Annotated in this window: 23 protein-coding genes; 14 read left to right on the top strand and 9 right to left on the bottom strand. The window is 71.7% G+C overall.

Features of this window, described 5'->3' with window-relative positions; translation table 11 throughout:
- Nucleotides 1–209: 209 nt before the first annotated feature.
- Genes ACQEU1_RS01835 through ACQEU1_RS01855 form a run of 5 tightly spaced genes read left to right on the top strand, consistent with a single transcriptional unit; the run spans nucleotide 210 to nucleotide 4,964 of the window.
- Entirely contained in the window at nucleotides 210–1,400 is a 1,191-nt protein-coding gene (locus ACQEU1_RS01835; protein WP_433195479.1) for an MFS transporter, read from the top strand.
- Nucleotides 1,397–1,810: a Dabb family protein gene (locus tag ACQEU1_RS01840; protein ID WP_433195481.1), complete on the top strand. Its 414-nt coding sequence runs from the start codon at nucleotides 1,397–1,399 to the stop codon at nucleotides 1,808–1,810. Before ACQEU1_RS01835 ends, ACQEU1_RS01840 begins: the two co-directional genes overlap by 4 nt.
- Before the next feature lie 30 nt (nucleotides 1,811–1,840).
- Entirely contained in the window at nucleotides 1,841–2,890 is a 1,050-nt protein-coding gene (locus ACQEU1_RS01845) for a medium chain dehydrogenase/reductase family protein (protein WP_433195483.1), read from the top strand.
- Complete coding sequence (locus ACQEU1_RS01850) at nucleotides 2,887–3,465, top strand: ABC transporter permease (RefSeq protein ID WP_433195485.1); 579 nt, start codon at nucleotides 2,887–2,889, stop codon at nucleotides 3,463–3,465. Before ACQEU1_RS01845 ends, ACQEU1_RS01850 begins: the two co-directional genes overlap by 4 nt.
- Nucleotides 3,462–4,964: a multicopper oxidase family protein gene (locus ACQEU1_RS01855; RefSeq protein ID WP_433195487.1), complete on the top strand. Its 1,503-nt coding sequence runs from the start codon at nucleotides 3,462–3,464 to the stop codon at nucleotides 4,962–4,964. The genes ACQEU1_RS01850 and ACQEU1_RS01855 overlap by 4 nt, the downstream gene beginning before the upstream one ends.
- Before the next feature lie 3 nt (nucleotides 4,965–4,967).
- Here ACQEU1_RS01855 and ACQEU1_RS01860 read toward each other — a convergent pair whose 3' ends face one another.
- The 5 genes from ACQEU1_RS01860 to ACQEU1_RS01880 are packed head-to-tail and all read right to left on the bottom strand — an operon-like array spanning nucleotide 4,968 to nucleotide 11,059.
- Nucleotides 4,968–6,236 (bottom strand): DUF1254 domain-containing protein, encoded by a 1,269-nt coding sequence (locus tag ACQEU1_RS01860; protein ID WP_433195489.1) that lies wholly within the window; start codon nucleotides 6,234–6,236, stop codon nucleotides 4,968–4,970.
- Nucleotides 6,233–7,594 (bottom strand): sulfatase family protein, encoded by a 1,362-nt coding sequence (locus ACQEU1_RS01865; RefSeq protein WP_433195491.1) that lies wholly within the window; start codon nucleotides 7,592–7,594, stop codon nucleotides 6,233–6,235. Before ACQEU1_RS01865 ends, ACQEU1_RS01860 begins: the two co-directional genes overlap by 4 nt.
- Complete coding sequence (locus tag ACQEU1_RS01870; RefSeq protein ID WP_433195493.1) at nucleotides 7,594–9,012, bottom strand: bifunctional 3-(3-hydroxy-phenyl)propionate/3-hydroxycinnamic acid hydroxylase; 1,419 nt, start codon at nucleotides 9,010–9,012, stop codon at nucleotides 7,594–7,596. The genes ACQEU1_RS01865 and ACQEU1_RS01870 overlap by 1 nt, the downstream gene beginning before the upstream one ends.
- Nucleotides 9,009–9,944, bottom strand: a complete 936-nt coding sequence (locus tag ACQEU1_RS01875) for a fumarylacetoacetate hydrolase family protein (RefSeq protein ID WP_433195495.1) — start codon at nucleotides 9,942–9,944, stop codon at nucleotides 9,009–9,011. The genes ACQEU1_RS01870 and ACQEU1_RS01875 overlap by 4 nt, the downstream gene beginning before the upstream one ends.
- Entirely contained in the window at nucleotides 9,941–11,059 is a 1,119-nt protein-coding gene (locus ACQEU1_RS01880) for a VOC family protein (RefSeq protein WP_433195497.1), read from the bottom strand. Before ACQEU1_RS01880 ends, ACQEU1_RS01875 begins: the two co-directional genes overlap by 4 nt.
- Before the next feature lie 123 nt (nucleotides 11,060–11,182).
- Here ACQEU1_RS01880 and ACQEU1_RS01885 point away from each other — a divergent pair, with 123 nt between their 5' ends.
- Both ACQEU1_RS01885 and ACQEU1_RS01890 read left to right on the top strand, forming a co-directional pair.
- A complete protein-coding gene (locus ACQEU1_RS01885) occupies nucleotides 11,183–11,818 on the top strand; it encodes a TetR/AcrR family transcriptional regulator (protein ID WP_433195499.1) in 636 nt (211 codons plus the stop codon).
- 31 nt (nucleotides 11,819–11,849) lie between these two features.
- Entirely contained in the window at nucleotides 11,850–12,479 is a 630-nt protein-coding gene (locus tag ACQEU1_RS01890) for a maleylpyruvate isomerase family mycothiol-dependent enzyme (protein WP_433195501.1), read from the top strand.
- Between the two features lie 3 nt (nucleotides 12,480–12,482).
- Here ACQEU1_RS01890 and ACQEU1_RS01895 read toward each other — a convergent pair whose 3' ends face one another.
- Entirely contained in the window at nucleotides 12,483–13,037 is a 555-nt protein-coding gene (locus ACQEU1_RS01895) for an EF-hand domain-containing protein (RefSeq protein WP_433195503.1), read from the bottom strand.
- A gap of 81 nt (nucleotides 13,038–13,118) precedes the next feature.
- On the opposite strand from ACQEU1_RS01895, the gene ACQEU1_RS01900 reads away from it, so the two are divergent.
- Nucleotides 13,119–14,633 carry a molybdopterin-dependent oxidoreductase gene (locus tag ACQEU1_RS01900; protein ID WP_433195505.1) on the top strand — a complete coding sequence of 505 codons (1,515 nt, stop codon included), beginning with the start codon at nucleotides 13,119–13,121 and terminating at the stop codon, nucleotides 14,631–14,633.
- On the opposite strand, the gene ACQEU1_RS01905 is transcribed toward ACQEU1_RS01900, so the two are convergent.
- Nucleotides 14,614–14,994, bottom strand: coding sequence for an NAD-binding protein (locus ACQEU1_RS01905; RefSeq protein ID WP_433195507.1), 381 nt, complete (start codon nucleotides 14,992–14,994; stop codon nucleotides 14,614–14,616). The two genes, ACQEU1_RS01900 and ACQEU1_RS01905, sit on opposite strands and share 20 nt — an antisense overlap.
- Nucleotides 14,995–15,155: 161 nt before the next feature.
- On the opposite strand from ACQEU1_RS01905, the gene ACQEU1_RS01910 reads away from it, so the two are divergent.
- The 6 genes from ACQEU1_RS01910 (at nucleotide 15,156) to ACQEU1_RS01935 (ending at nucleotide 20,641) form a co-directional block, all read left to right on the top strand.
- Nucleotides 15,156–16,286: a carboxylate-amine ligase gene (locus ACQEU1_RS01910; protein ID WP_433195509.1), complete on the top strand. Its 1,131-nt coding sequence runs from the start codon at nucleotides 15,156–15,158 to the stop codon at nucleotides 16,284–16,286.
- Between the two features lie 40 nt (nucleotides 16,287–16,326).
- Nucleotides 16,327–17,451: a sensor histidine kinase gene (locus tag ACQEU1_RS01915; protein ID WP_433195511.1), complete on the top strand. Its 1,125-nt coding sequence runs from the start codon at nucleotides 16,327–16,329 to the stop codon at nucleotides 17,449–17,451.
- Entirely contained in the window at nucleotides 17,448–18,146 is a 699-nt protein-coding gene (locus ACQEU1_RS01920; RefSeq protein ID WP_433195513.1) for a response regulator, read from the top strand. Before ACQEU1_RS01915 ends, ACQEU1_RS01920 begins: the two co-directional genes overlap by 4 nt.
- 54 nt (nucleotides 18,147–18,200) lie before the next feature.
- On the top strand, nucleotides 18,201–18,842 hold the full coding sequence (locus ACQEU1_RS01925; RefSeq protein WP_433195515.1) for a DUF2306 domain-containing protein: 642 nt from the start codon (nucleotides 18,201–18,203) through the stop codon (nucleotides 18,840–18,842).
- Entirely contained in the window at nucleotides 18,839–19,825 is a 987-nt protein-coding gene (locus ACQEU1_RS01930) for an NAD(P)-dependent alcohol dehydrogenase (RefSeq protein WP_433195517.1), read from the top strand. Before ACQEU1_RS01925 ends, ACQEU1_RS01930 begins: the two co-directional genes overlap by 4 nt.
- A gap of 204 nt (nucleotides 19,826–20,029) precedes the next feature.
- The gene (locus ACQEU1_RS01935) at nucleotides 20,030–20,641 is read left to right on the top strand and encodes a hypothetical protein (protein ID WP_433195519.1); all 612 of its coding nucleotides are present in this window, start codon (nucleotides 20,030–20,032) and stop codon (nucleotides 20,639–20,641) included.
- Nucleotides 20,642–20,659: 18 nt separating this feature from the next.
- On the opposite strand, the gene ACQEU1_RS01940 is transcribed toward ACQEU1_RS01935, so the two are convergent.
- Both ACQEU1_RS01940 and ACQEU1_RS01945 read right to left on the bottom strand, forming a co-directional pair.
- Complete coding sequence (locus tag ACQEU1_RS01940; protein WP_433195521.1) at nucleotides 20,660–20,953, bottom strand: hypothetical protein; 294 nt, start codon at nucleotides 20,951–20,953, stop codon at nucleotides 20,660–20,662.
- Nucleotides 20,954–20,963: 10 nt separating this feature from the next.
- On the bottom strand, nucleotides 20,964–21,422 hold the full coding sequence (locus ACQEU1_RS01945) for a hypothetical protein (RefSeq protein ID WP_433195523.1): 459 nt from the start codon (nucleotides 21,420–21,422) through the stop codon (nucleotides 20,964–20,966).
- Nucleotides 21,423–21,459 lie beyond the last annotated feature (37 nt).

Here is a 21,459-nt window from a genome sequence, read left to right on the forward strand (position 1 = left end):
GTCCGGTCGCCCGTCCGCCGCCGATGTGGGTCGAAAGCATGACGCTCGCCTCCTCCCGTGGTAGGAGGCGAGCGCTGACTCGTCCCGGGAACGGACCCGAGAACGGCACCGTCGTCCGAAGACGCGACACGTCCGGGTGAATAGCTTTCGTGGTGATCGAGATCGGCGATGTCCCGCCGGCGAATCCCTCGGTATCCACGGAGTTTCTTGTGCAGCCCGGAACAACTGGCGCGCCGGTGTGGCGGGCACCCGGTGTGCTGAGCCGCGGCACGGTGCTCGCCGCGGCCACGCTCACCATCATGGCGCCGGCGATCATCGCGCCGAGCCTGCCGCTGATGGAACAGGTCTTCGCCGACCAGCGCGGAGCCTCGCTGCTCGTGCGGCTCGCGCTGACGATCACGTCGCTGACGGTCGCGCTCACCGCGCCGTTCGCGGGCCTCGCGGCGGACCGGCTCGGCCGGCGTTCGCTGTTGCTGGCGAGCCTCGTGCTCTACGCGGTCAGCGGTACGGCCGGGTACTTCCTCGACGACCTGGTCCTGCTGCTGGTGAGCAGGGCGGTGCTCGGTGTCGCCGTGGCGGGCGTGATGACGGCCGTCAACGCGATCATCGCCGACTGGTTCGACGGACCCGCGCGCACGGCGTTCCTCGGGCTGCAGCAGGTGTTCGCGAGCCTCAGCGGAGCCGTGCTGCTCCCGCTCGCGGGCCTGCTGGCCACCGTCGGCTGGCGGGTGCCGTTCTGGCTCTACACGACGGCCGCGCTCGTGGCGCTGGCCGCGGTGTTCAGCGTCCGGGACCGGTCCGCCGCCGCTGCGCCCGCGTCGGGGCACGGGCGGGCGTTCACCGGGGGAGTGCTGGGCATCTACGCGCTGGCACTGGTGGCCACGATGGCGTTCTACATGGCCCCGACCCAGGTGCCGTTCCTGCTGACCGCGCAGGGCAACGGGCCGGTGCTGGTCGGCCTCGTGGTCGCGTGCGGCACCCTGGCGAGCACTCTCGGCGGCTTCGCCTTCCCCGCCGTGCGCACGAAGTTGTCGTCCGGCGTCGTCACGGTGCTGTGCGTCGCGCTGCTCGGCTCCGGCTGGCTGCTGGTCGGCGTCACCGGCACCGTCGCGGGCACCTCCGCCGGGCTCTTCGTCGGCGGGCTCGGGGTCGGTCTCGCGATCCCGAACCTCACGCTGCGGCTGTCCGACGTCGCGCCGCCGGGGTGGCGCGGCCGTGTCCTCAGTGGACTCGTCTCCGGGATCTTCCTGGGGCAGTTCCTCTCCCCGCTGCTCGTGCAGCCCCTGATCGCGTTCACCGGTGTCGGCACCGCCTTCACCTGGTCGGGCGTGGCCATGCTCGCCGGCGCTCTCGTCGCCGGCGTGTCCCTCCGCACCACCTCTGAAAGGACCTCTCGGTGATCTACCACGGCATTCGCTTCTCCCTCAAGCCCGGCGTGACGGACGAGGAGGCGGCGGCGGGCCTCGCGGCCATGCAGGCCGCGTCCGCCCAGATGACGACGGTCCGGTCGTACGTGATCGGCCGCGACTTCGGCGGTGAGTACGACTTCGGCGCGGTGTCGGTCCTCGACACCCTCGACGACTACGAGCAGATGATGAACCACCCGGCGCACCTGGAGGTCGACCGCCTCGGGCTGCCGCTGATCGACAGGTTCGTCTCGTTCGACATCACCGACGACGCCGACCCCGACCTGGGCGCCAAGATCGCCGACATCCACCGCCGCCGGTACGCGGGCAACCCGGACGTCGCCGACCTGGTGGCCGACCTCGGCGAGTACAGCGGCAGCGGCGCTCCCGGCACGCAGGCCTGACCTCCTTCCCCTGAGCCAGAAAGGTTCGTGATGACCGGCGTTGCCGCCACCACCCGTGCGACCGAGATCGTCCTGCCGGGCGCGGTCGCTCCCGACGGCCTGCAGGTGCGGGTCCGCGACCTGCCCGCCCCGGCGCGCGGCCAGGTCGTGCTGCGGATGGAAGCGACCGGAGTGTCGTTCGCCGAGCAGCAGATGCGGCTGGGCAAGTACTACGACCAGCCGCCGTTCCCGTTCGTCCCCGGCTACGACGTGGTGGGCACGGTCGTCGCCACCGGTCCCGGCGTGGACGGCGTGTTCCCGGGAGCCCGGTACGCGGCGGTGACCAAGATCGGCGGCTGGGCGAGCCACCTGGTGCTCGACGCCGCCGACCTGGTGGCGGTGCCGCCGGGCGTCGACCCCGAGGCCGCGGAGACCGTGCTCGTCAACGGCGTCACGGCGTGGCAGATGCTGCACCGCACCGCGCGGGTGGCCAAGGGCGGCACCGTCGTCGTGCTGGGCGCCAACGGCGGCGTCGGTTCGACCCTCGTCCAGCTCGCCCGGCACGCCGGCATCAAGGTCATCGGCACCGCGTCGGCCCGCCACCACGACGCGGTGCTGCGGCTGGGCGCGACCCCGGTCGACTACCGCGATCCCGCGCTGTACGACCGGATCCGTGCCCTGGCACCGAACGGCGTCGACGCGGTGTTCGACCACGTCGGCGGCCCGGGGCTGAAGCAGTCCTGGGCGTTGCTGCGGCGCGGCGGCACGCTGGTGAACTACGGATCGGCGTCCCAGAAGGGCGAGAACGGCCTGGGCTCGATGATCGCGCTGTTCGGGCGGCTGTACGCCTGGAACCTCCTGCCCAACGGCCGTAGTGCGACCTTCTACAACCTCTGGGCGGGCAAGCGGAACCTGCCGGCGTTCCGGGCGCGCATGAGCGAGGACCTGACGAAGCTGCTGCGTCTCGTCGCGGACGGCGTGCTGGCCCCGCAGATCGGCGGCCGCTTCCCGCTGGCCAGGGCCGGCGAGGCGCTGGCGCTGGCCGAGTCGCGCACGGTCCTCGGCAAGGTCGTCATCGTCGGGCAGGAGGACCAGCCGTGACGCTCCCACCGGGCGAGGTCGACAGCCGCGCCGCCTACCTGACCTTCGGCGTGGCCTACCTGGTCGGCCACGGCGCCGCCGCCCTCTCCAAGGGTCCCGACCCGGTGTTCGGCCTGCCGGCCTGGGTCCCGCTCACCCTGCTGGCCGCGGGCCTGATCCCCGCCCTGAGTCTGGCCGTGCGGGCCGGGATGCGGTCGCAGCAGGGCGCGAGCGAGTCCCGCCGCCGCGCCGAGAAGCTGCTGGGCTTCGCCTGGTGCACCGGGTTCACCGCGCTGGCGATCGCGATCACCGGCGTGTCCCTCGGCGATCCCGACCTGCAGGACGTCCTCTGGCCCGCCGGCTCGGTCCTGCTCGTCGGCCTGATCAACATCGCCGAGGGCGTGGCCCGCGACATCACCCTGCACTACCAGCTCGGGTCGTTCCTCGCCCTGGTCGGCGCGGCGTCCCTGTTCTTCGACGTGGCGGGTGTCTACGCCACGATCGCTCTCGCGGGTGGTCTCGGCTACCTGGTCGCCGCCGTCCTGGAACGCCGCCGCCTGGGTGCGAGCCGGCCGAGCCTGGCGGTCGCCGCGTGAAGAAGCTGCGCTGGACCGCTCTGTCCGTCGTGGCGCTGCTGCTGGTGAGCGGCGCCGCGTTCGGGGTGTTCTACCTCCAGGCCGAGCTCGACACCGCGGGGAAGGTGGACTTCGCCCAAGAGCTCGCGATCCCGCCGCTGGCGCCGTCCACTGTGGACTCGGCGGGGACGCGGACGTTCGACCTGGAGGTCCGCTCGGGCGAGACGAAGTTCCTCGACGGGCCCGCGACGAGGACCTGGGGCGTCAACGGCACCTTCCTCGGGCCGACGCTGCGCGCCAGGAAGGGGGAGAAGGTCGCGTTCTCCGTGCGCAACGGCCTGGCCGAGGCGACCTCCCTGCACTGGCACGGCATGCACCTGCCCGCCGACATGGACGGCGGCCCGCACCAGCTGGTCGAGCCCGGCGGCACCTGGCGTCCGCAGTGGACCATCAGCCAGCAGGCCGCGACCCTCTGGTACCACCCGCACATGCACGGCCGCACCGCCGACCACCTCTACCGGGGCATCGCCGGGATGTTCATCCTGGACGACGACAAGGCCTCTGCGCTCGGCCTGCCCGACGACTACGGCGTGGACGACCTGCCGTTGATCGTGCAGGACAGGGCGTTCGACGGCGACAACCAGTTCGACCACTCGGCCCCGTTCATGAGCACCGGCGGTGTCTTCGGCGACGAGATCCTCGTCAACGGCACGCGAGGCCCGCGCACCGAGGTCACCACCCGGCTGGTCCGCCTGCGCCTGCTGAACGCCTCGAACTCGCGCCTCTACAACTTCGGCTTCGCCGACGACCGGCCGTTCCAGCTGATCGCCACCGACGGGGGTCTGCTCCCGAAGGCGTGGCAGACCCCGCGCCTGCAGCTGTCCCCTGGCGAACGCGCCGAGATCGTCGTCGAGTTCGAGCCGGGCGAGACCACGGAGCTGCGGTCCTACCCGACGACGTTCGGCTACGACGCCCTCGGCGCCCGCCTCAACGGTGCCGACGACCGCCTGGACCTCGTCCAGTTCCGCGCCGCAGGCACCCTCGCCGACGCGGGCGCGTTGCCCGAGGAACTGGGCACGGCACCGGATCTGGACACCCAGCCGGTCAGCGAGACCAGGTCGTTCGAACTGGCCGGCCGCACCATCAACGGCGCCAAGATGGACATGACCAGGATCGACTTCGCGGTCCGGCTGGGCACCACCGAGGTCTGGGAAGTCCGCAACACCAACGGTTACATGCACAACCTGCACGTGCACGACGTGCAGTTCCAGGTGCTCGACATCGACGGCGAACGCCCGCCGCCGCACCTGGCGGGCTGGAAGGACACGATCCAGCTCGGCACCGACCGCCGCTACCGGCTGGCGATGAGGTTCAGCGACTTCGCCGACCCGGACACGCCGTACATGCTGCACTGCCACCTCACCCTGCACGAGGACGAGGGCATGATGAGCCAGTTCGTCGTGCTGGGCGAGGGGCAGTCAACGGGCCGCATCACCACGGCGGGACACGGCCATCCGTGAGGCTCAGGCGTCCACGCGCTGGACGGCCGGCGGGTGCCACTGGCCGTCCAGCACCTGCTGATCGGGCCAGTACAACCGGAGCACGAGGTTGAACTCACCGCTCGCGGGCGTGGGCAGCCAGTTCTGCGGCTGCTCGTCCGGCCGGAGATGGATGTCGATCGAGCCGTCGACGTTGCGGACGAGCTGTTCGCCGCGCACGGCGTAGCGGTCGGCCGGGTTGTCGATCAGGTAGCCCTGCGCGTTGTACGCGGTCAGGGACCAGAAAGCGTTGACCGGCGGCAGTTGGCCGGCCGGGAAGTGCAGCACGTAGCTGTTCTCCCCGACCAGTTGCTGCCCGTCGGCGTCGACGAACGTGCTCGGGTAGACCGCGTCCTGCGGCAGGTTCGCGGCCAGCAGGTGGCGGGCGAAGATCGCCCTGGCCTGGTAGTCGGTGCCGTACTCGCCGATGCCGTCCCGCAGCGTCGTCCAGCCGTTGACGGTCGTGCCGCCGAGGCCGGTGTCCAGCGCCGCCAGCACCTTGGGCCACGCGGACTCCCACTCGGCGGGCATCTTCGTCAGGTCGACCGGCGTGCCGGGGCTCCAGCCGTGGCGCTTCATCTCGCGCAGGAACTTCCGGTCCTGCGGGCGCGGCTGGTCGTGCGACGCGCTGGAGTAGTAGAGGTCCCAGTACTGCTGTGCGGTCAGGTTGTGGATGACCTCGGGCACGGTGTCGCGTTGCTGTGGTGTGGCGGCCGCGGTGACGGTGATCTGTTGTTGTAGCGCCCGCACGGTGTCGAGGTCGTCCGGGCCGTTGAGCTGGATCCGGCCGAGCATCCAGCCGGTGTCGGTGGGCATGCGGTACACGTGCACGTCGGGCGGGAGGGTGCCGCGCCAGTTCGGGCCGGCGATCGCGAACCGGTAGCCGGGGGAGTCGATCGTGCGGGTGCCCGGCGAGCCCTCGACGTTCGTCCACGCGTCCATGAGCTGGAAGAGGTGGTAGCGGTCGTGCATGTCCGGCACCGTGACCGTCACCGGTCCGGCGGAGGCGTCGAAGAACATCGACGTGTAGAGCGTGTCGACGTTCGGGCGGACGACGTCGGTGAACGACGCGTCGGGCACCACGGGCAGGTGCGCGAGCTGGTTGGCGGGCAGCCCGGAGCCGCGTTTGGTGACCTCCACGGACACCAGCGGATAGGTGTAGAGGTAGGCGTTCACGGCGGCCTGCTCGGCGGAGACCGCGGTGGACGGGGTGAGCAGGCTCGCGACCGTGGCCGCGGCGAGTGCGATGATCATCGGGTTTCCTCCGGGTAGGGCAGCAGGTCCGCGTCGACGGCTTCCCAGGCGGTGCGCAATGCGGCGACCAGGGCCGGCTCGTGCAGGGCGCGGTTGGCCTGCTCGCGCGGGTCCGCCTCCAGGTCGAACAGCAGGTCTTTCCCGTTGTAGAACGGCAGATCGGCGTCCTCGGCGCGGTAGTACTTCCACTTGCCCCTGCGCAGTGCCCGCTGGGTTTCCGTGCGCCAGAACAGGTCCCGGTTCGGTGCCGCCTCGCCGTGCAGGAGGTGGGCGGCGAGGCTCACGCCGTCGAGCGGCAGCACGGGCTGTGCCCCGGCGAGGTCGAGCACGGTCGCGGTCCAGTCCGGCGTGCACACCGGAGTGGAGCTGACCTGGCCGCCACGCAGCCGGGCGGGCCAGCTGACGATGGTCGGCACGCGGATGCCGCCTTCCTGCAGCACGCCCTTGATGCCCGCGAACGGCCAGGAGTAGGAGAAGCGTTCGCCGCCGTTGTCGCTGGAGAAGATCACCAGCGTGTCGGGGCCGACGTGGTCGAGCACCTCGCCGACCGAGCGGTCCAGGTCCTCGACCATCTGCGCGTACTTGGCCACGGACCCGCCGTCGAGGTGGGCCATGGCGAGGGTCTTCTGCTCCGGCGGCAACGTGCGGAGCAGGTTCTCGAGCCGGCGCGCCTCCTGCACGTCACCCTCGGCGATCCACGGCCAGTGCGGGGTGGTGAAGTTGAGGTTGAGCAGCCACGGCTCGTCGTGCTCGCGCTGGACGAACTCCGTGGCCTTCTCGGTGAGAACGCGGGTGTAGTACCGCAGGTCCTGGTACGGCGTCTCGCCCTCGTACAGGTCGTACCGGCCCTCCGTGTCGAGCTTCGAGTAGTACTCCAGCGAGCCGCCGAAGTTGCCGAAGAACTCGTCCCAGCCGGACTTCGTCGGACTGTGCGAGGGCAGCGAACCGCAGTGCCACTTGCCGATCATCGCGGTCGTGTAGCCCTCGGACCGCAGCATCGACGCCAGCGTGGGGTGGCTCGGGTCGAGTCCGGCACCGGGTGCCTCGATCGGCTCTTCGAGCCCGGCGGGGATGCGTCCCGGGTACCGGCCGGTGTAGAGGCTCAGCCGGGTGGGGGAGCAGGTCGACGACCCCGAGTAGCCGTCGGTGAACCGGATTCCCCTCGCCGCCAGGCGGTCCAGGTGCGGTGTCCTGATGTGCGGTGAGCCGTAGCAGGACAGGTCGGCCCAGCCGAGGTCGTCGGCGAGGATGATCAGCACGTTGGGGCGGCGGGCGGGCTCTGCCCGGGCCGCCGGGACGGACAGGCCTGCGGCCACCGTGCCCAGCAGGCCTCCGAAGGCGCGACGGGTCAGGGACATCAGGCGCTCACCAGCCTTGCCCAGCCGGCCACTCCGGCGAACTCGCCCGCACCGGCGGGTACCACGTCCATGACCGTCCTGTCCGGACGGACCAGCACCGCGTCCACTCGTTCACTCCTCAGCCACTCGTCGAGTTCGTCTGCTTGCACGATCGGAGCTCCCAATGCCGCCGCGACCGCACGCACGCCCGGCGTCGTTCCTCTTGCCACCACCGCGAAAGAGGTGCCGAGCAGGTCGTCCAGCGGTCTGCCGCCGACCAGGGGCTGCGGGCAGGTGGTGCCGCGGCTCAACGGGCCCCGCGCGATCCCTCGCTCGCGGTTCACCAGGCCGGGCACGCCGGGCAGCCGGCACAGCGCTGCGGTGGCCGCGTGCCGCAACGACGCCGCGCGGTCCTGCCCGCCGGTCATCGCCCAGCCCGCCGCGACCGCGATCCGGATGACCCGCCGCACGTGCGGTGAGCGCTCGGCCTCGTAGGTGTCGAGCAGGCGTTCGTCGGCGCCGCGCAACACCAGGGCGAGCTTCCAGGTGAGGTTCGCCGCGTCCCGCAGGCCCGCGCCGAGACCCTGCCCGACGAACGGCGGCGTCTGGTGGGCCGCGTCGCCGAGCAGGAAGACCCGTCCGCGCCGCCACCGATCGGCGACGCGGGCCCGGAACGTGTAGCGCGCCTTCCTGACCACCTCGAACTCCTCGTCCGGCGCGGGCCGCACCCACGGCGCCACGAGTGCGCCGACCTGGGCGTCGCCGATCTCCTCCGAGAGCCGGAACTCCCAGCGGTAGTGGTCCTCGCCGACCCGCATGAACGTCGCCGGCCGCTGCGGATCGCAGACCTGGTCCACGCCTTCCCAGCAGCGCACGGCCGCGTCCGTGCGCACGTCGACGACGGTCCACTCCTCCGCGAAGCCGAAGTCGTGCCAGGAGGCGCCGATCGCTTGGCGGGTCAGGCTGTTCGCGCCGTCGCAGCCCAGCACCGCGGCGGCCTCGACCGTCGTGGCGACGCCGTCCCGCAGGTACGTGACCGAACCCTCCTGCACGGCGACGACTTCGACGCCGGAACGCAGCTCGCACAACGGCCGGCGGGCGAGCTCGTCGCGCAGCACGCGTTCCAGCGCGGGCTGGTCGAACATGCTCGTCTGCGGAAACCCGTGCACGCCCTGGGATGCGCGGGCGAACTCGGCGATCACGCGGTGCCGTCCGTCGACGAGCCGCAACCCGCGCGACGGCCGGGAGATCGCGGCGAACGCCTCGGCGACCCCGGCGGCCTGCAGCACGCGCCGCACCTCGTCGTCGACCGCGACCGCGCGGGGCAACGGGTAGACGTCGTCGTGCCGCTCCAGCAGGATCGACGGCACCCCCTGACGGGCCAGCAGCAACGCGGCGGTGACCCCGACCGGGCCCGCGCCGACGATCACGACCGTCACGAGCCCACCACGGGCGTGTGCTGGCGGCCGAGGTCGATCCGGCGGTCCGGCGTCGCGATGGTGGCGGTCACGACGTCGCCGTCGGCGAGGTAGCGCGGGTTGCGGGACTGGCTGCGGAAGAACATCTTCCACTTCACGTCGGCGGGCAGCAGCGCGCCGATCTTCTCCGCGATCTTCGGCGGGGCCTTCAGCGCCGTGCCGCCGGGCGTGCCGGTGAGCAGCAGGTCGCCGGGGTCGAGCGACTGGAACCGGGCGAGCAGCGTCAGCGCCTGCGCCGGCCGGACGATCATGTCGGTGACCGTGCGGTCCTGGCGCAGCTCTCCGTTGACGGACAACGACAACCGCAGGCTCGTTAGATGCGCGAAGTCCTCGGCGTCGAGCAGCGCGAGGAACGGGCCGGTCGGCGTGAACGTCGGGTACGACTTGCTCTCGTAGAACTGGGTCTTGGTCAGCTGGACGTCCCTGGCGCTGACGTCGTTGGTGATCACCAGTCCTGCCACGTACTTCGGCAGGTCCTCCTCGGTCACGGTGGCGCCGATCGGCAGCGCCGCGCCGAGCACCAGCCCGAGCTCGACCTCGTAGTCGAGGAACCGCACGTGCGCCGGCCGCCTGATCTCACCGCCGGGCGCGCTGACCGAGCCGGACGCCTTGCGGAAGAACGCGGGCGGGATGTCGCCGGTGAACCCGGAGTCCTTGGCGTGACTGCGGTAGTTCACCATCTGCGCCACCACCCGGCACGGCGTGGTGACCGGCGACAGCGGCTCCAGCTCCGCGATCGGCACACCGTCCTCAGTGGACTGCCGCGCGGCTGTCACTGCGGCGGAGTCGGCGATCAGCTCGGCGGTCGTCTCGGCTTTCGTGTCGACGGGCACGGCGAGGTCGCCGCGGGCGACCCACCAGCCGTCGCGGGTGCGCAGGACGTTGGTGCTCATGAGGACATCGCTTTCTTCAGGGCCACCAGGCGGGCGAGGTCGATCTCGTTGTCGTCGTCGCGCAGCGCGGCCGCCAGCCGGCTCACCAGCGCGGGGGAGGGGTTCGCGCCGAGGAAGTCGCGGGTGACCGGCGGTCCCCACTGGGCGAGGCCGCTCGCGGACATCGGCGCCCAGCCGGGTTCGACGTCGCACGAGAACAGGTCGCCGTCGGCGAAGTGCTCCAGCATGAACCGGTCGGGGTCGCGCCAGTAGTCGAAGAGCTGGCTGCCCTGCACGTGCCTGCCGATGCCCCAGCTGCGCCGGTAGCCGCGTTCGGCCAGGTACTCGCCGCCCGCCGCGATCGAGTCGAGGTCGGTGACCTGGTAGGCGGAGTGCACGTACCCGGTGCCGGGCCCCAGGTGCATCGCGAGCGTGTGGTGGTCAGCGGCCTCACCGCCGCGGTCGCAGCGGATGAACGCCATCGTTGGCCCGCGGTCGCGTTGCCCGTCGAGGAACAGGAAGTCGCTGACGATCATGCCGAGCGTCTCCAGGTACCAGTCGAGCGCGCGGCCGAACACCGGCGTCTCCAGCACGACGTGCCCGAGCCGCTGGATCCGCGACGGCTCGCGCGGCGCGCGTTGAGTCGCGTTCGTGCGGGGCTTTCCGGTGCCGAAGTTGAGCGTCAGCGGCACCTGCTCGGGCAGCGCGGGCAACACCAGTGCGCAGTGCACCACCCGCACCGGGAACCCGGACGGGTCGAGGAGGTCCACCACCTCACCGCCACCGGGAACGTCGGCCGCGCGCACGTCCCGTCCGGTGGCGCGGGCGAGCCGGTGCAGGTCGGCGCTCTCGGCGGCGCGGAACGCCGGTCCGATGAACCGCGACGTCCGTCCCCTGCGGATCACCATGCACGGCGGCCCCTCGAACGTACCGCGCAACCACAGCGCGTCCGGCTCCCGTGCCGCGACCTCGAACCCGAAGTCCCGCGCGAACACCGCCGCCCGGTCCAGGTCGGGCTTCTCGAACTCCAGCCACGCGAGGTCGGCGACCTTGGTCACCGGGTTCCGCGCCCGCCCGGCGTGCTCGTGCCGCAGCCCGCCGAACTCGCTGTGCAGGTCCTGATGTGCCGTCCGCATCCAGCCTCCTTCTGATGACTTCATCAATTATGACCATGCCATCACTCAGAGTGGCCGCGCAATGTTTCTGATGAAACCCTCAGTTTTGTGACGACCGTCAGTTCCGCTGCTAGGCTCGCGCGCATGGCGACCACAGCCCCGTCCGGCACCCGCAACGAACGCCGCCGTGCCGCGACCAGGCAGTCCCTGGTCACCGCGGCGAGGAAACTCCTGGCGGAGGGCGAGGAGAACGCGGCGAGCATCCAGCAGATCGCGGAGCGCGCCGACGTCGGCTTCGGCTCCTTCTACAACCACTTCGCGTCGAAGGCGGACCTCTTCGACGCCGCCGTCACCGAGGCGATGGAGGAGTTCGGCGCCGCCTTCGACCGGGGCCTCGCCGGCGTGGAGGACCCGGCGGAGCTCCTGGCGGGCGGCTTCCGCCTGGCCGCCCGGATGGCCGACACGCACCCCGAGCTCATGCAGGTGCTGCGCCGCCGTTCGATCGGCCTGCTGCACGCCGACACGGGCCTCGCCCCGCGCGCCCGCCGCGACCTGGAGCACGGCATCGCCACCGGCCGCTTCCTGCCGGTCGACGTCGTGCTGGCCATGACCGCGCTGGGCGGCACGCTGCTGGCGTTGATCGAACTGCGCTTCGCCCGCCCGGACGTCGACTGCGACACGGCCGCGGCGGGCATGGCCGAGATGGTGCTGCGCATGCTCGGACTGTCCCCAGAGGACTCCGCAGAGGTCGTCACACGACCGTTGCCCGTAATCTCCTGAACCACACGGGCTTCGCGGCGATAATGCCGTCGTGAACTCGACCTGGCCGCTGGTGCACGCCGAACGGGCCGCCCTGGCCGCCGATCTCGCCGGCCTCACGGACGACCAGTGGGCCACGACCTCGCTGTGCTCCGAACTCACCGTCCGAGAGGTGCTGGCACACCTCACCGCGGGCGCCGTGCTGTCGTTCCCCCGCTGGTTCCTGGGCGTCCTGCGGGCCCGCTTCGACTTCGACCGGCAGGTGGTGGACCGCCTCCGCGAACAGCTGGGCGACAGTCCGGCCGAGACGCTCGCGAGGTTCCAGGCCGCGGTGAACCGCTCGACCACACCCCTCGGCTTCCGGGGTTCGGCCGTGGGAGCCCTCGCCGAGCAGGTCGTGCACGGCGAGGACATCCGCAGGCCGCTGGGCATCCGGCGGGTGCCGCCTCCGGAGGTGCTGGTGGCGGTCGCCGAGCACTACGCGTCCTCAGACGTGGTCGTGCTCGCCAAGGGCCGCATCGGCGGGCTGCGGCTGGTCGCCACCGACACCGGGTTCGCGACGGGGCAGGGGAGCGAGGTCCGCGGCCCGACGCTGGCCCTGGTCATGGCGATGACGGGCCGTGGCGCGTGCTGCGACGAGCTGGCCGGCGACGGGGTGGACGAGCTGCGGAGCCGTTGCTGACGGTCAGGTCAGCTGCAGCGACCTCGGGTACAGCCAGCTGCCGGGAGTGTCCTCGGCCGGGTTCGTGTAGTACTCGTGCACCGCGTCCACGTACTCCTGCAGGCTGATCGACCCGTCGCCGTCGGTGTCCAGGTGGCTGAACGCGAGGCCGCACTCGGCGTCGGACAGGCCGCGCGCCTTCAGCAGGACCTCGAACTCGGCCGCCTCGACGCGGCCGTCGCCGTTCGCGTCGGCCAGCGCCAGCAGCGACTCGGAGACCTCCAGGAACACGTCGTCGAACTCGTCGACGTCCGCGAGCACCGTGGCCATCGCCGCGCGGTACTCGTCCAGGGTGATCCGGCCGTCGCGGTCGGCGTCGCAGCGCTCGATCAGGGTCTCCCAGAACCTGTCGGACGTCTCGATCAGCTCCCGGCCCCGCTCCGAGCCCGCGGGTTCGCCGAAGCCGCGCATCAGCCTGCCGGCGAGCGCGTAGAGGTCCGCGAGTTCGATGACGCCGTTGCCGTTGACGTCGTAGTGGGCGAAGGTCGCCTCGATGCGCTGCAGCAGAACCTCGGTCATGACCACGAACCCTGGCCGCCGGACGTCCCGCGCGCAACCGCGACCCGCCATCCGGAGGGCGATCGGCTCCGAAGTACCGGTGTGAAGGCAACACGTTCAGTCGTCATCGGTCTCGTCTCGGTGGCCGCGGCGCTCGCGGCGGGGCATCTCGTCGCCGGTCTGGTGAGCCCGCTGGCCTCGCCGTTCCTCGCGGTCGGCAACACCGCGATCGACCTGACACCGCACCCGGTCAAGGACTTCGCGATCCGCACGTTCGGCGAGAACGACAAGCTGGTGCTGCTCGGCGGCATGGCGGTCGTCCTCGCCGGACTCGGCGTGGTGGCGGGGCTGCTGTCGCGGCGCGGTCCCTGGCCCGGCACGGCGCTGGCCGGCCTGCTCGGCCTGCTCGGGATCGCCGCGGTGCTGGCCAGGCCCACCACGACGACCTGGGCGGTGCTCGCGCCGGTGGCCAGCCTCGTCGTCGGCGTGCTGGCGTTCCGCTGGCTGTGGTCCCGGGAGAAGCCCGCGGAGACGGCGGCTGGGACGCCGGGACGCCGGAGGTTCCTCGTGTCGACCGCCGCGATCGCCGCAGGCGCCGGTGTGGCCGCGGTGGGCGGGCAGTGGCTCGCCGGTCGCGTGGACGTCGAGGCGTCCCGGCGGGCGATCACCTTGCGGCCGCGGGTGAAGGCGCCGGAGATCCCGTTCGACGCGGACTTCGTGCGGGAGGGCACCCCGCCGTTCATGACGCCTCTCGACAAGTTCTACCGCGTCGACACCGCGCTGAGCATTCCCCGGCTGCGCGCGGAGGACTGGCGGCTGCGCGTGCACGGCATGGTGGACAACGAGATGGTGCTGACCTACGACGACCTGCTGCGCCGCCCGCTGGAGGAGAAGACCATCACGCTGGTGTGCGTGTCGAACGAGGTGGGCGGCCCGTACATCTCCACGGCGAACTTCATCGGCGTCTCGCTGCCGGACCTGCTGCGCGAAGCCGGTGTCCGTCCCGGTTCCGACCAGCTCGCGACCCGCAGCGTCGACGGCTGGACGTGCGGCACGCCGGTGGAGTCGATCATGGCGCCCGGCTCGAACGCGATGCTGGCCATCGGCATGAACGGCGAACCGCTGCCGCTGGAGCGCGGTTTCCCGGTGCGCATGGTCGTGCCCGGCCTCTACGGCTACGTCTCGGCGACCAAGTGGCTGGTGGACGTGGAACTCACCACCTTCGACGCGTTCGACCCGTACTGGGTCCAGCGCACCTGGGCGAAGAAGGCGCCGGTCAAGACGATGTCCCGGATCGACCGGCCGAAGTCGTTCGAGCGCGTGCCCGCGGGCAAGTTCGTCGCCGCGGGCATCGCGTGGGCCCAGCACACCGGCATCGACCGCGTCGAGGTGCGCGTGGACGGCGGGCCGTGGCAGGACACGACGCTGAGCACCGAGGTCAACGTCGACACCTGGCGGATGTGGCGCGTCGAGCTGGACCTGAAGGAGGGCAACCACACCGTGGAGTGCCGGGCGACCGACCGGAACGGCAGGACGCAGACCGATCAGCGCGCGGCCCCGATCCCGGACGGCGCCACCGGCTGGCACTCGATGGTGTTCACGTCGGTGGCCTCCTGATGTGCACGGACGTGACGTCGTAGGAGTCGAACAGCCCGTGGTTCTCGGGCTCGCGGACGAGGACCACGATCACGGCGTCCGGGTTCATCGTCCGCACCGCCCGCACGATCAGGAACGAGGCGAGGTCGTCCGGGACCGCGACGAACACGCGGTCCGCGGCGTCCACCGAGGCCTGGTCGAGGGCGCACCTGTCGCGGCCGTCGCCGACGACCGCGACGGCACCGTTGGCCGCCGCCTCGGCGACCGCGACGAAGTCGGTGTCGAGCACGGTCAGCCGCGCGTCGGGTTGCGCCTCCAGCACGGCGTTCACGGCCTCGCGCCCGGCGTCGCCGTACCCGATGACGAGGATGTAGTCGGCCACGACCGGGGATTCGGTGCGCCGCGTGCCGCGGATTGGCGTCCGTTCGGAGGATCACCGCACGTCGTCGTCACAGCGCGTTGACAGCGGCGCGTTTCCCCGTTGCCACGAACGGGCATTCGGCGGTTCCCCCGACGGAGTGAAGAACAGGACGGTGACACGTGGTGCAGGCGTCCTCGAACGACCTGTGGAGCCCCACGATCGGTGTGGAGGAGGAGTTCCTCCTCGTGGACCCGCAGACGGGCGTGCCGGTCAACCGAGCGGAGGACGTGGTCGCCGTCGCTCGTGAGCAGTTCGGCCTGGAGCTGGAGCACGAGCTGACTGGCGCGCAGGTCGAGATCAACACCCCGGTGTGCGACAGCGCCGAGCAGGCCCGCCAGGAACTGCTGGAGACACGGCGGGTGGTCGCCAGGGCGGCGCGGCTCGCCGGGTGCAGGGCCATCGCCGTCGGCGCGCCCCCGCTGGGCGACGCGTCCGGCGAGATCACCGACAGCCTGCGCTACCGCCGGATCGCCCGCGAGTTCGGTGCGCTGGCGGAACAACAGCTGATCTGCGGCTGCCACGTCCACGTCGCCGTCCCCGACCGGGAGACCGCGGTGCGGGTGTGCAACCACGTGCGGCCGTGGCTGCCGGTGCTGGCCGCGGTGACCACGAACTCCCCGTTCTCTGGAGGCGCGGACAGCGGGTTCGCGAGCTGGCGCGCGACGGTCTGGTCGCGCTGGCCGGTGTCCGGTCCGCCGCCGGTCTTCGAGTCGTGGCAGCACTACGAGGAGCTGTGCGCCACGATGATCGAGGCGGGCACCGCCCTGGACCGGGCGATGGTCTACTGGGACGTCCGTCCCGCTACCGAGCTGCCCACCGTCGAGGTGCGGGTGGCCGACGTCGCGGTGACCGCGGACGACGCGGCACTGCTCGCGGCTCTGGTGAGAGCCCTCGTCGCCCAGGTGATGGCCGACGAGGACGCGGAAGTGCCCCAGATCCCTCAGGAAACGCTGCGGCAGGCCTGCTGGGGAGTGGCGAACGAAGGCCTGCGGGGCAACGCCTGGGACGTGCTGACCGGCGAGCTGCGGCCGGTGCGCGACCAGCTGGACGACCTCGTGCGAAGACTCACCCCGGTGCTGGAGGCGAACGGCGACCTGCCCGTGGTGCGGCGAGGTCTGCGGGTGCTCGACCGCGAGGGGACCGGTGCGGACCGGCAACGCCGGGCCTTCGGCACGGGCCAGGTGGAGCCGTTGCTGGCGGTGCTCGACATCGACGCCGCGGACGCCGTGGAGGAGGAGGCCCCGGCCTCCTGACCGGCGGCCGCACGGCCGTGCGCTCTCGTACGATGACGACGTGTTCGCCCTCGTGCGGTCCGTCTGGGACGAGCCGCGGCCGCCCCGCGCGGCGGCCCGGCTGTGGTGGGACTGGGCGCTGGTCGCCGTCCTGCCGGTGGTCGCCGTGCTCGAAGTGGTGCTGCGGCCGGAGATGCGCTGGCGGGTGGGCTCCCTCGTGCTCGTCGTCCTGCTGCTGCCGCTGGTGCTGGTGCGCAGGAGCAGGCCGTTGCTCGCGGTCGCGGGCGCGTTCGGGATCGCCGTGGTGGCGTCGCTGGTGTTCGGCGGCGAACCCGATCTCAACGCGCTGGTGTTCATGCTGCTGTTCCCGTTCTCGTTGTTCCGCTGGGGTTCCGGGCGGGAGTGGGTGCTCGGGCTGGCGGTGATGCTCGGCAAGGTCGGGCTGTCCGCGGCGCTCGGCCACCTCACGCCCGGTGACGCGGTGGCGGGCTGTGCCGTGCTGGGGACGGCCTGCGCGCTCGGTGCCGCGGTGCGGTACCGGGGAAGGGCTCGGGCGCGCGAGCTCGAGCAGGCGAAGTCGCTGGAACGGGAACGGCTGGCGCGCGACCTGCACGACACGGTGGCGCACCACGTGTCGGCCATGGCGATCCGCGCCCAGGCCGGACTGGCGACGGCGGCGCACCGGCCGGAGGCGGCCACCGAGGCGCTCGCGGTGATCGAGGCGGAGGCGTCGCGGGCGCTCGCCGAGATGCGCACGATGGTGCGGGCGTTGCGGCACAACGACTCCGCGGACCTCGCACCCAGCCCGACGGTCGCCGACGTGGAGCTGCTGGCGAGCGCGGGCAGGCCCGGTCCGGAGGTCGACGTGCGGATCGACGGGACCGTGGACGACCTGCCCAAGTCGGTCGGCACGGCCATCTACCGGCTCACCCAGGAGTCGGTCACCAACGCCCGCAGGCACGCCCGGCACGCCACCCGCATCGAGGTGCGGGTCAGCGTCGGCGAGAAGGCGGTGCGGCTGCGGGTCAGCGACGACGGCGAGACGGGCACCACCCGTGCCGCGCAAGGACATGGGCTCATCGGCATGAAGGAGCGGGCGACGTTGCTCGGAGGCACCTGTGAGGCGGGCCCGGACGAGAAGGGCTGGACGGTGACCGCCGTGCTGCCGCTGGGAACCGCGCGATGAGCGTCCGCGTGATCGTCGCCGACGACCAGGAGATCGTCCGCACCGGCCTGTCGATGATCCTCGACGTGCAGCCGGGCATCGAGGTCGTCGGCGAGGCGGCGGACGGCAGGCAGGCCGTGGACCTCGCCCGCCGGCTGCGGCCGGACGTGTGCCTGTTCGACATCAGGATGCCCGGGATCGACGGCATCGAGGCCACCCGGCTGCTGGCAGGGCCGGGGGTCGCCGACCCGCTCGCCGTCGTCGTGATCACCACGTTCGACCTCGACGAGTACGTCTACGCGGCGTTGCGGGCGGGCGCCAAGGGGTTCCTGCTCAAGGACGCCGGTCCCGCGCTGCTCGCCCAGGCGGTGCACGCCGCGGCCGTCGGGGACGCCCTGATCGCGCCCAGCGTCACCGCCCGGTTGCTGGACGCGTTCGCGGACACCGGTCCCGCCGGTCCCGCGGTGCAGCCGATCGACCCGCTGACCGAACGGGAGGAGCAGGTCCTCGCCTCCGTCGCGGCGGGCCGCACCAACAGCGAGGTCGCCCAGGAGCTCCACATCACGCTCAGCACGGTGAAGTCGCACCTCGCGAGCCTGATGGCCAAGATCGGCGCGCGGAACCGGGTCGAGGTCGCCATCTGGGCCTACGAGACCAGACGGGTCCGTCGCTCAGCCGAAAGTACGACGAGCGCGCCAGACCAACGGCCAGGATGATCGCAGCCTTTCCGCTGGAGACCTGACCACACCCCGCACGCCACGCTTTCCGGCATGAACTCCAGGTCCGACAAGCTCATCCCGGCCGCGATCATCCTGTTCAGCGTCATCCCGGTGCTCGGCGGCGTGCTCCGGCTGACCGAGCTGGGCGGCGGCGCGGAGATCACGCCGGACAACGCGCGGTTCTTCGCCTCGCCGGTGCCCGTGGTGCTGCACGCCGTCACGGTCAGCGTCTACAGCCTGCTCGGCGCCTTCCAGTTCGCCCCCGGCCTCCGCCGCCGCAGACCGGCCTGGCACCGGGGAGCGGGTCGCGTTCTGATCCTCTGTGGACTGATCGGTGCGTTGTCCGGCCTGTGGATGACCGCCTTCTACCCCAAACCCGCCGACGTGGGCGCGTTGCTCACCGGCATCCGGCTGGTGTTCGGCACGGCCTGGGCGGTGTTCCTCGTGCTGGGCTTCCTGGCGATCCGCCGCCGGGACGTGCCCGCGCACCGCGCCTGGATGGTCAGGGCGTTCGCGATCGGCCTCGGCGCCGGCACCCAGGCGGTGCTGCTGAGCGCGTGGATCGCCGCCACCGGCCCGCTCGGCCAGCTCTCCAAGGCGGTGCTGATGCTCGCGTCCTGGGTGATCAACCTCGTCGTCGCGGAGTGGATCCTCCGCCGTCCCGTCCGCGTCCCGCAGGGAGCACACCGATGAAGGCGATCGTGCAGAACAGTTACGGCTCAACGGAAATGTTGGAACTGTCCAATGTGGAGATCCCGACGGCCTCGGGTGCCGAGGTGCTGGTGCGCGTGCATGCGGCGTCGGTCAACGCCTACGACTGGCACGTCATGCGCGGCGACCCCTACTTGGCCAGGCTCACCGGCGTCGGCCTCACCCGCCCCAGGGCGAGGATCCGCGGCCGTGACTTCGCGGGCACCGTCGAGGCGGTCGGCCGGGACGTGCGCCGCTTCCGGCCCGGCGACGAGGTGTTCGGCGACCTCGGCACCGCCGACGGGGCGTTCGCCGAGTACGTGTCGGTGCCGGAGGACCTGGTGGAGACCAAACCGGCCACGTTGACCTTCGAGCAGGCCGCCGCCCTCCCGCTGGCCGGTCAGACCGCGCTGAAGGGCCTGCGCGACACCGGGAAGCTCCAGCCGGGTCAGCACGTCCTGATCAACGGCGCGTCCGGCGGCGTCGGCACGTTCGCCGTGCAGATCGCCAAGTCGCTGGGCGCCACCGTGACGGCCGTGTGCAGCACGCGCAACGCCGGCCAGGCGCGGTCGCTCGGCGCCGACCACGTCGTCGACTACACCGCCACCGACTTCACCACCGCGGGCGGCCGGCACGACCTGATCTTCGACCTGGTCGGCAACCACCCCCTGGCCGCCCTGCGCCGCGCGCTCACCCCCGGAGGCACGATCGTGCTGTCCGGCGGGGGAGTGTTCGCGGGTGGCAGCCTCCTCGGCCCGATGCGGCTGATGCTGGGCGCGAAGCTGCGCGCGCCGTTCGTGCGCGACACCCTCCTGGTGCTCACCACGGAGGCCGGCCGCGAGTACCTCACGGCGTTGCGCCACATGGCCGAGTCGGGGGATCTCACGCCCGTCGTCGACCGCACCTTTCCACTCGCAGAGGCACGCGAAGCCCTCAAACACGTCGAAACCGACCACGCCCGCGCGAAGGTCGTCATCACCGTCTGACCTGGACGGACGTGAGGACGGTCACCATCTGTAGCAGGCCGCTCACCAGCAGGGATGTGAGTAAGAACACTCGGCTGTGACGTTCCCGTGTTCATTTCGTAATGTGGCGGGCCGTGTGAGCATGCCCTGTCCCCGACGCAAGGTGCTTCCCGAATGCCGGGCCGACATAGAACGCCAGATACACCCAACCGAAAGCTGCCCATAGTGGTCGCCGCCACCCTCACCGCGGGCCTGGTAGCGACCTTCTGGGTGGTCCGCAGTTCCGACCAGCCGGTGGACCCGACCGGTGCGGCCGCCCAGCTGGGCGCCCCGACGACCTCCGTGAGCCAGGACGTGCCGTCCATCGCGGCATCGAGCTCCGCGCCGTCGTCCTCGTCGGCGGCGCCGGAGACCACCACCCCGCCTCCGGTGACCACGACCACCACGCCACCCCCGCCGCCTCCGCCACCACCCCCGCCGCCCTGCCCGACCACGCTGGAGGGCACCAAGCCCCACGTGGCGCAGGTGGGCCACCACATCGCGGGCAAGTTCGGCGTCAAGGACATCGGCGGCGCGGCCGGGCGAGCGGGCGGCGGCGAGCACCCGATCGGCCTCGCGCTCGACTTCATGGTCGACACCGCCACCGGCAACCAGCTGGCGGACTACGTGCTGGCCAACCGCAAGGCGTTCGGCGTCACCTACGTGATCTGGCGCCAGCGCTACAACGACGGCAGCGGGTTCACGCCGATGGAGGACCGCGGCAGCCCGACGGCCAACCACATGGACCACGTGCACGTGTCGTTCCAGCCGAGCGCGACCGTCAACGTCACCTGCTGACCAGGGCGTTCACCTGCACTAGGTGCTGATGTCGACGACGATGCCGGTGTGCCCGTCCGGCACGAACTCGCCGGAGTTCTCGACGAACTCCGTGCCGGACGGGAACGCCGTGACCTCGATGCGCGGCAGGAACACATCGTTGATCTGTCCTCTTCGGACGGTCACGATCGCGCGGCTCGGTGACGGCTGCAGCCCGCGGCCGCCGTAGCGCCGTTCCCTGACGACCTCGCCCTGCCGGGCCTCGATCAGGTCAGCGACCCGCGCGGTGCGGCGATGCGCCCGCGTCGCCCCGAAGAACCCCTTGGCTCCCACGGCTTGCCCCTCACTCTCGCGGTCGGCTCCGCCTGCGGTTCGCGATCTCTTCGGAGAGCTGCCGCACGCGGGCGGGGTCCGCGTCCCTGGCGAGGGCGACGCAGTGGTCCATGACGGCCGGCCGGTAGCGCACCGGCAACGTCTGACCCAGGGCGAGCCGGGTGAGCTCGGTGATCGTGAGGTCCTCGTCCGCGATGCCGCGGAACGCGCTGCCGTCGGCGGTCTCCACGTCGAACATCAGGACCACGCGGGGATTGCTGTTGACCTCCCGCCAGCCGACGAGGACGCCGAGCGCGAGCTCGCCGGTGCGCAGTTCCGCGATGCGCTTCCGCGCGTCGCCGCTCAGCAGCGGGTTCGCGGCGACGCCGGGGAAGGCGGGTCCGACGCCGAGCGACTCGCGGCTCAGGTCGGGCCTGAGCTGCTCCATCAGGTCGTTGAGACCGTTGCGCTTCTTCTTCCGGCCGAACACGCTGCCCCCTCCCGCGCGCCGGAACGTCGGCCTGGCG

It is taken from the genome of Lentzea sp. CA-135723, from assembly GCF_050936595.1.
Lineage (GTDB): Bacteria > Actinomycetota > Actinomycetes > Mycobacteriales > Pseudonocardiaceae > Lentzea.

Coding starts and splice junctions, on each gene's coding strand:
- ACQEU1_RS01920 (WP_433195513.1), top strand. CDS start 17,448: ATGAGCGTCCGCGTGATCGTCGCCGACGACCAGGAGATCGTCCGCACC.
- ACQEU1_RS01895 (WP_433195503.1), bottom strand. CDS start 13,037: ATGACCGAGGTTCTGCTGCAGCGCATCGAGGCGACCTTCGCCCACTAC.
- ACQEU1_RS01925 (WP_433195515.1), top strand. CDS start 18,201: ATGAACTCCAGGTCCGACAAGCTCATCCCGGCCGCGATCATCCTGTTC.
- ACQEU1_RS01875 (WP_433195495.1), bottom strand. CDS start 9,944: ATGAGCACCAACGTCCTGCGCACCCGCGACGGCTGGTGGGTCGCCCGC.
- ACQEU1_RS01885 (WP_433195499.1), top strand. CDS start 11,183: ATGGCGACCACAGCCCCGTCCGGCACCCGCAACGAACGCCGCCGTGCC.
- ACQEU1_RS01845 (WP_433195483.1), top strand. CDS start 1,841: ATGACCGGCGTTGCCGCCACCACCCGTGCGACCGAGATCGTCCTGCCG.
- ACQEU1_RS01930 (WP_433195517.1), top strand. CDS start 18,839: ATGAAGGCGATCGTGCAGAACAGTTACGGCTCAACGGAAATGTTGGAA.
- ACQEU1_RS01865 (WP_433195491.1), bottom strand. CDS start 7,594: ATGTCCCTGACCCGTCGCGCCTTCGGAGGCCTGCTGGGCACGGTGGCC.
- ACQEU1_RS01880 (WP_433195497.1), bottom strand. CDS start 11,059: ATGCGGACGGCACATCAGGACCTGCACAGCGAGTTCGGCGGGCTGCGG.
- ACQEU1_RS01860 (WP_433195489.1), bottom strand. CDS start 6,236: ATGATCATCGCACTCGCCGCGGCCACGGTCGCGAGCCTGCTCACCCCG.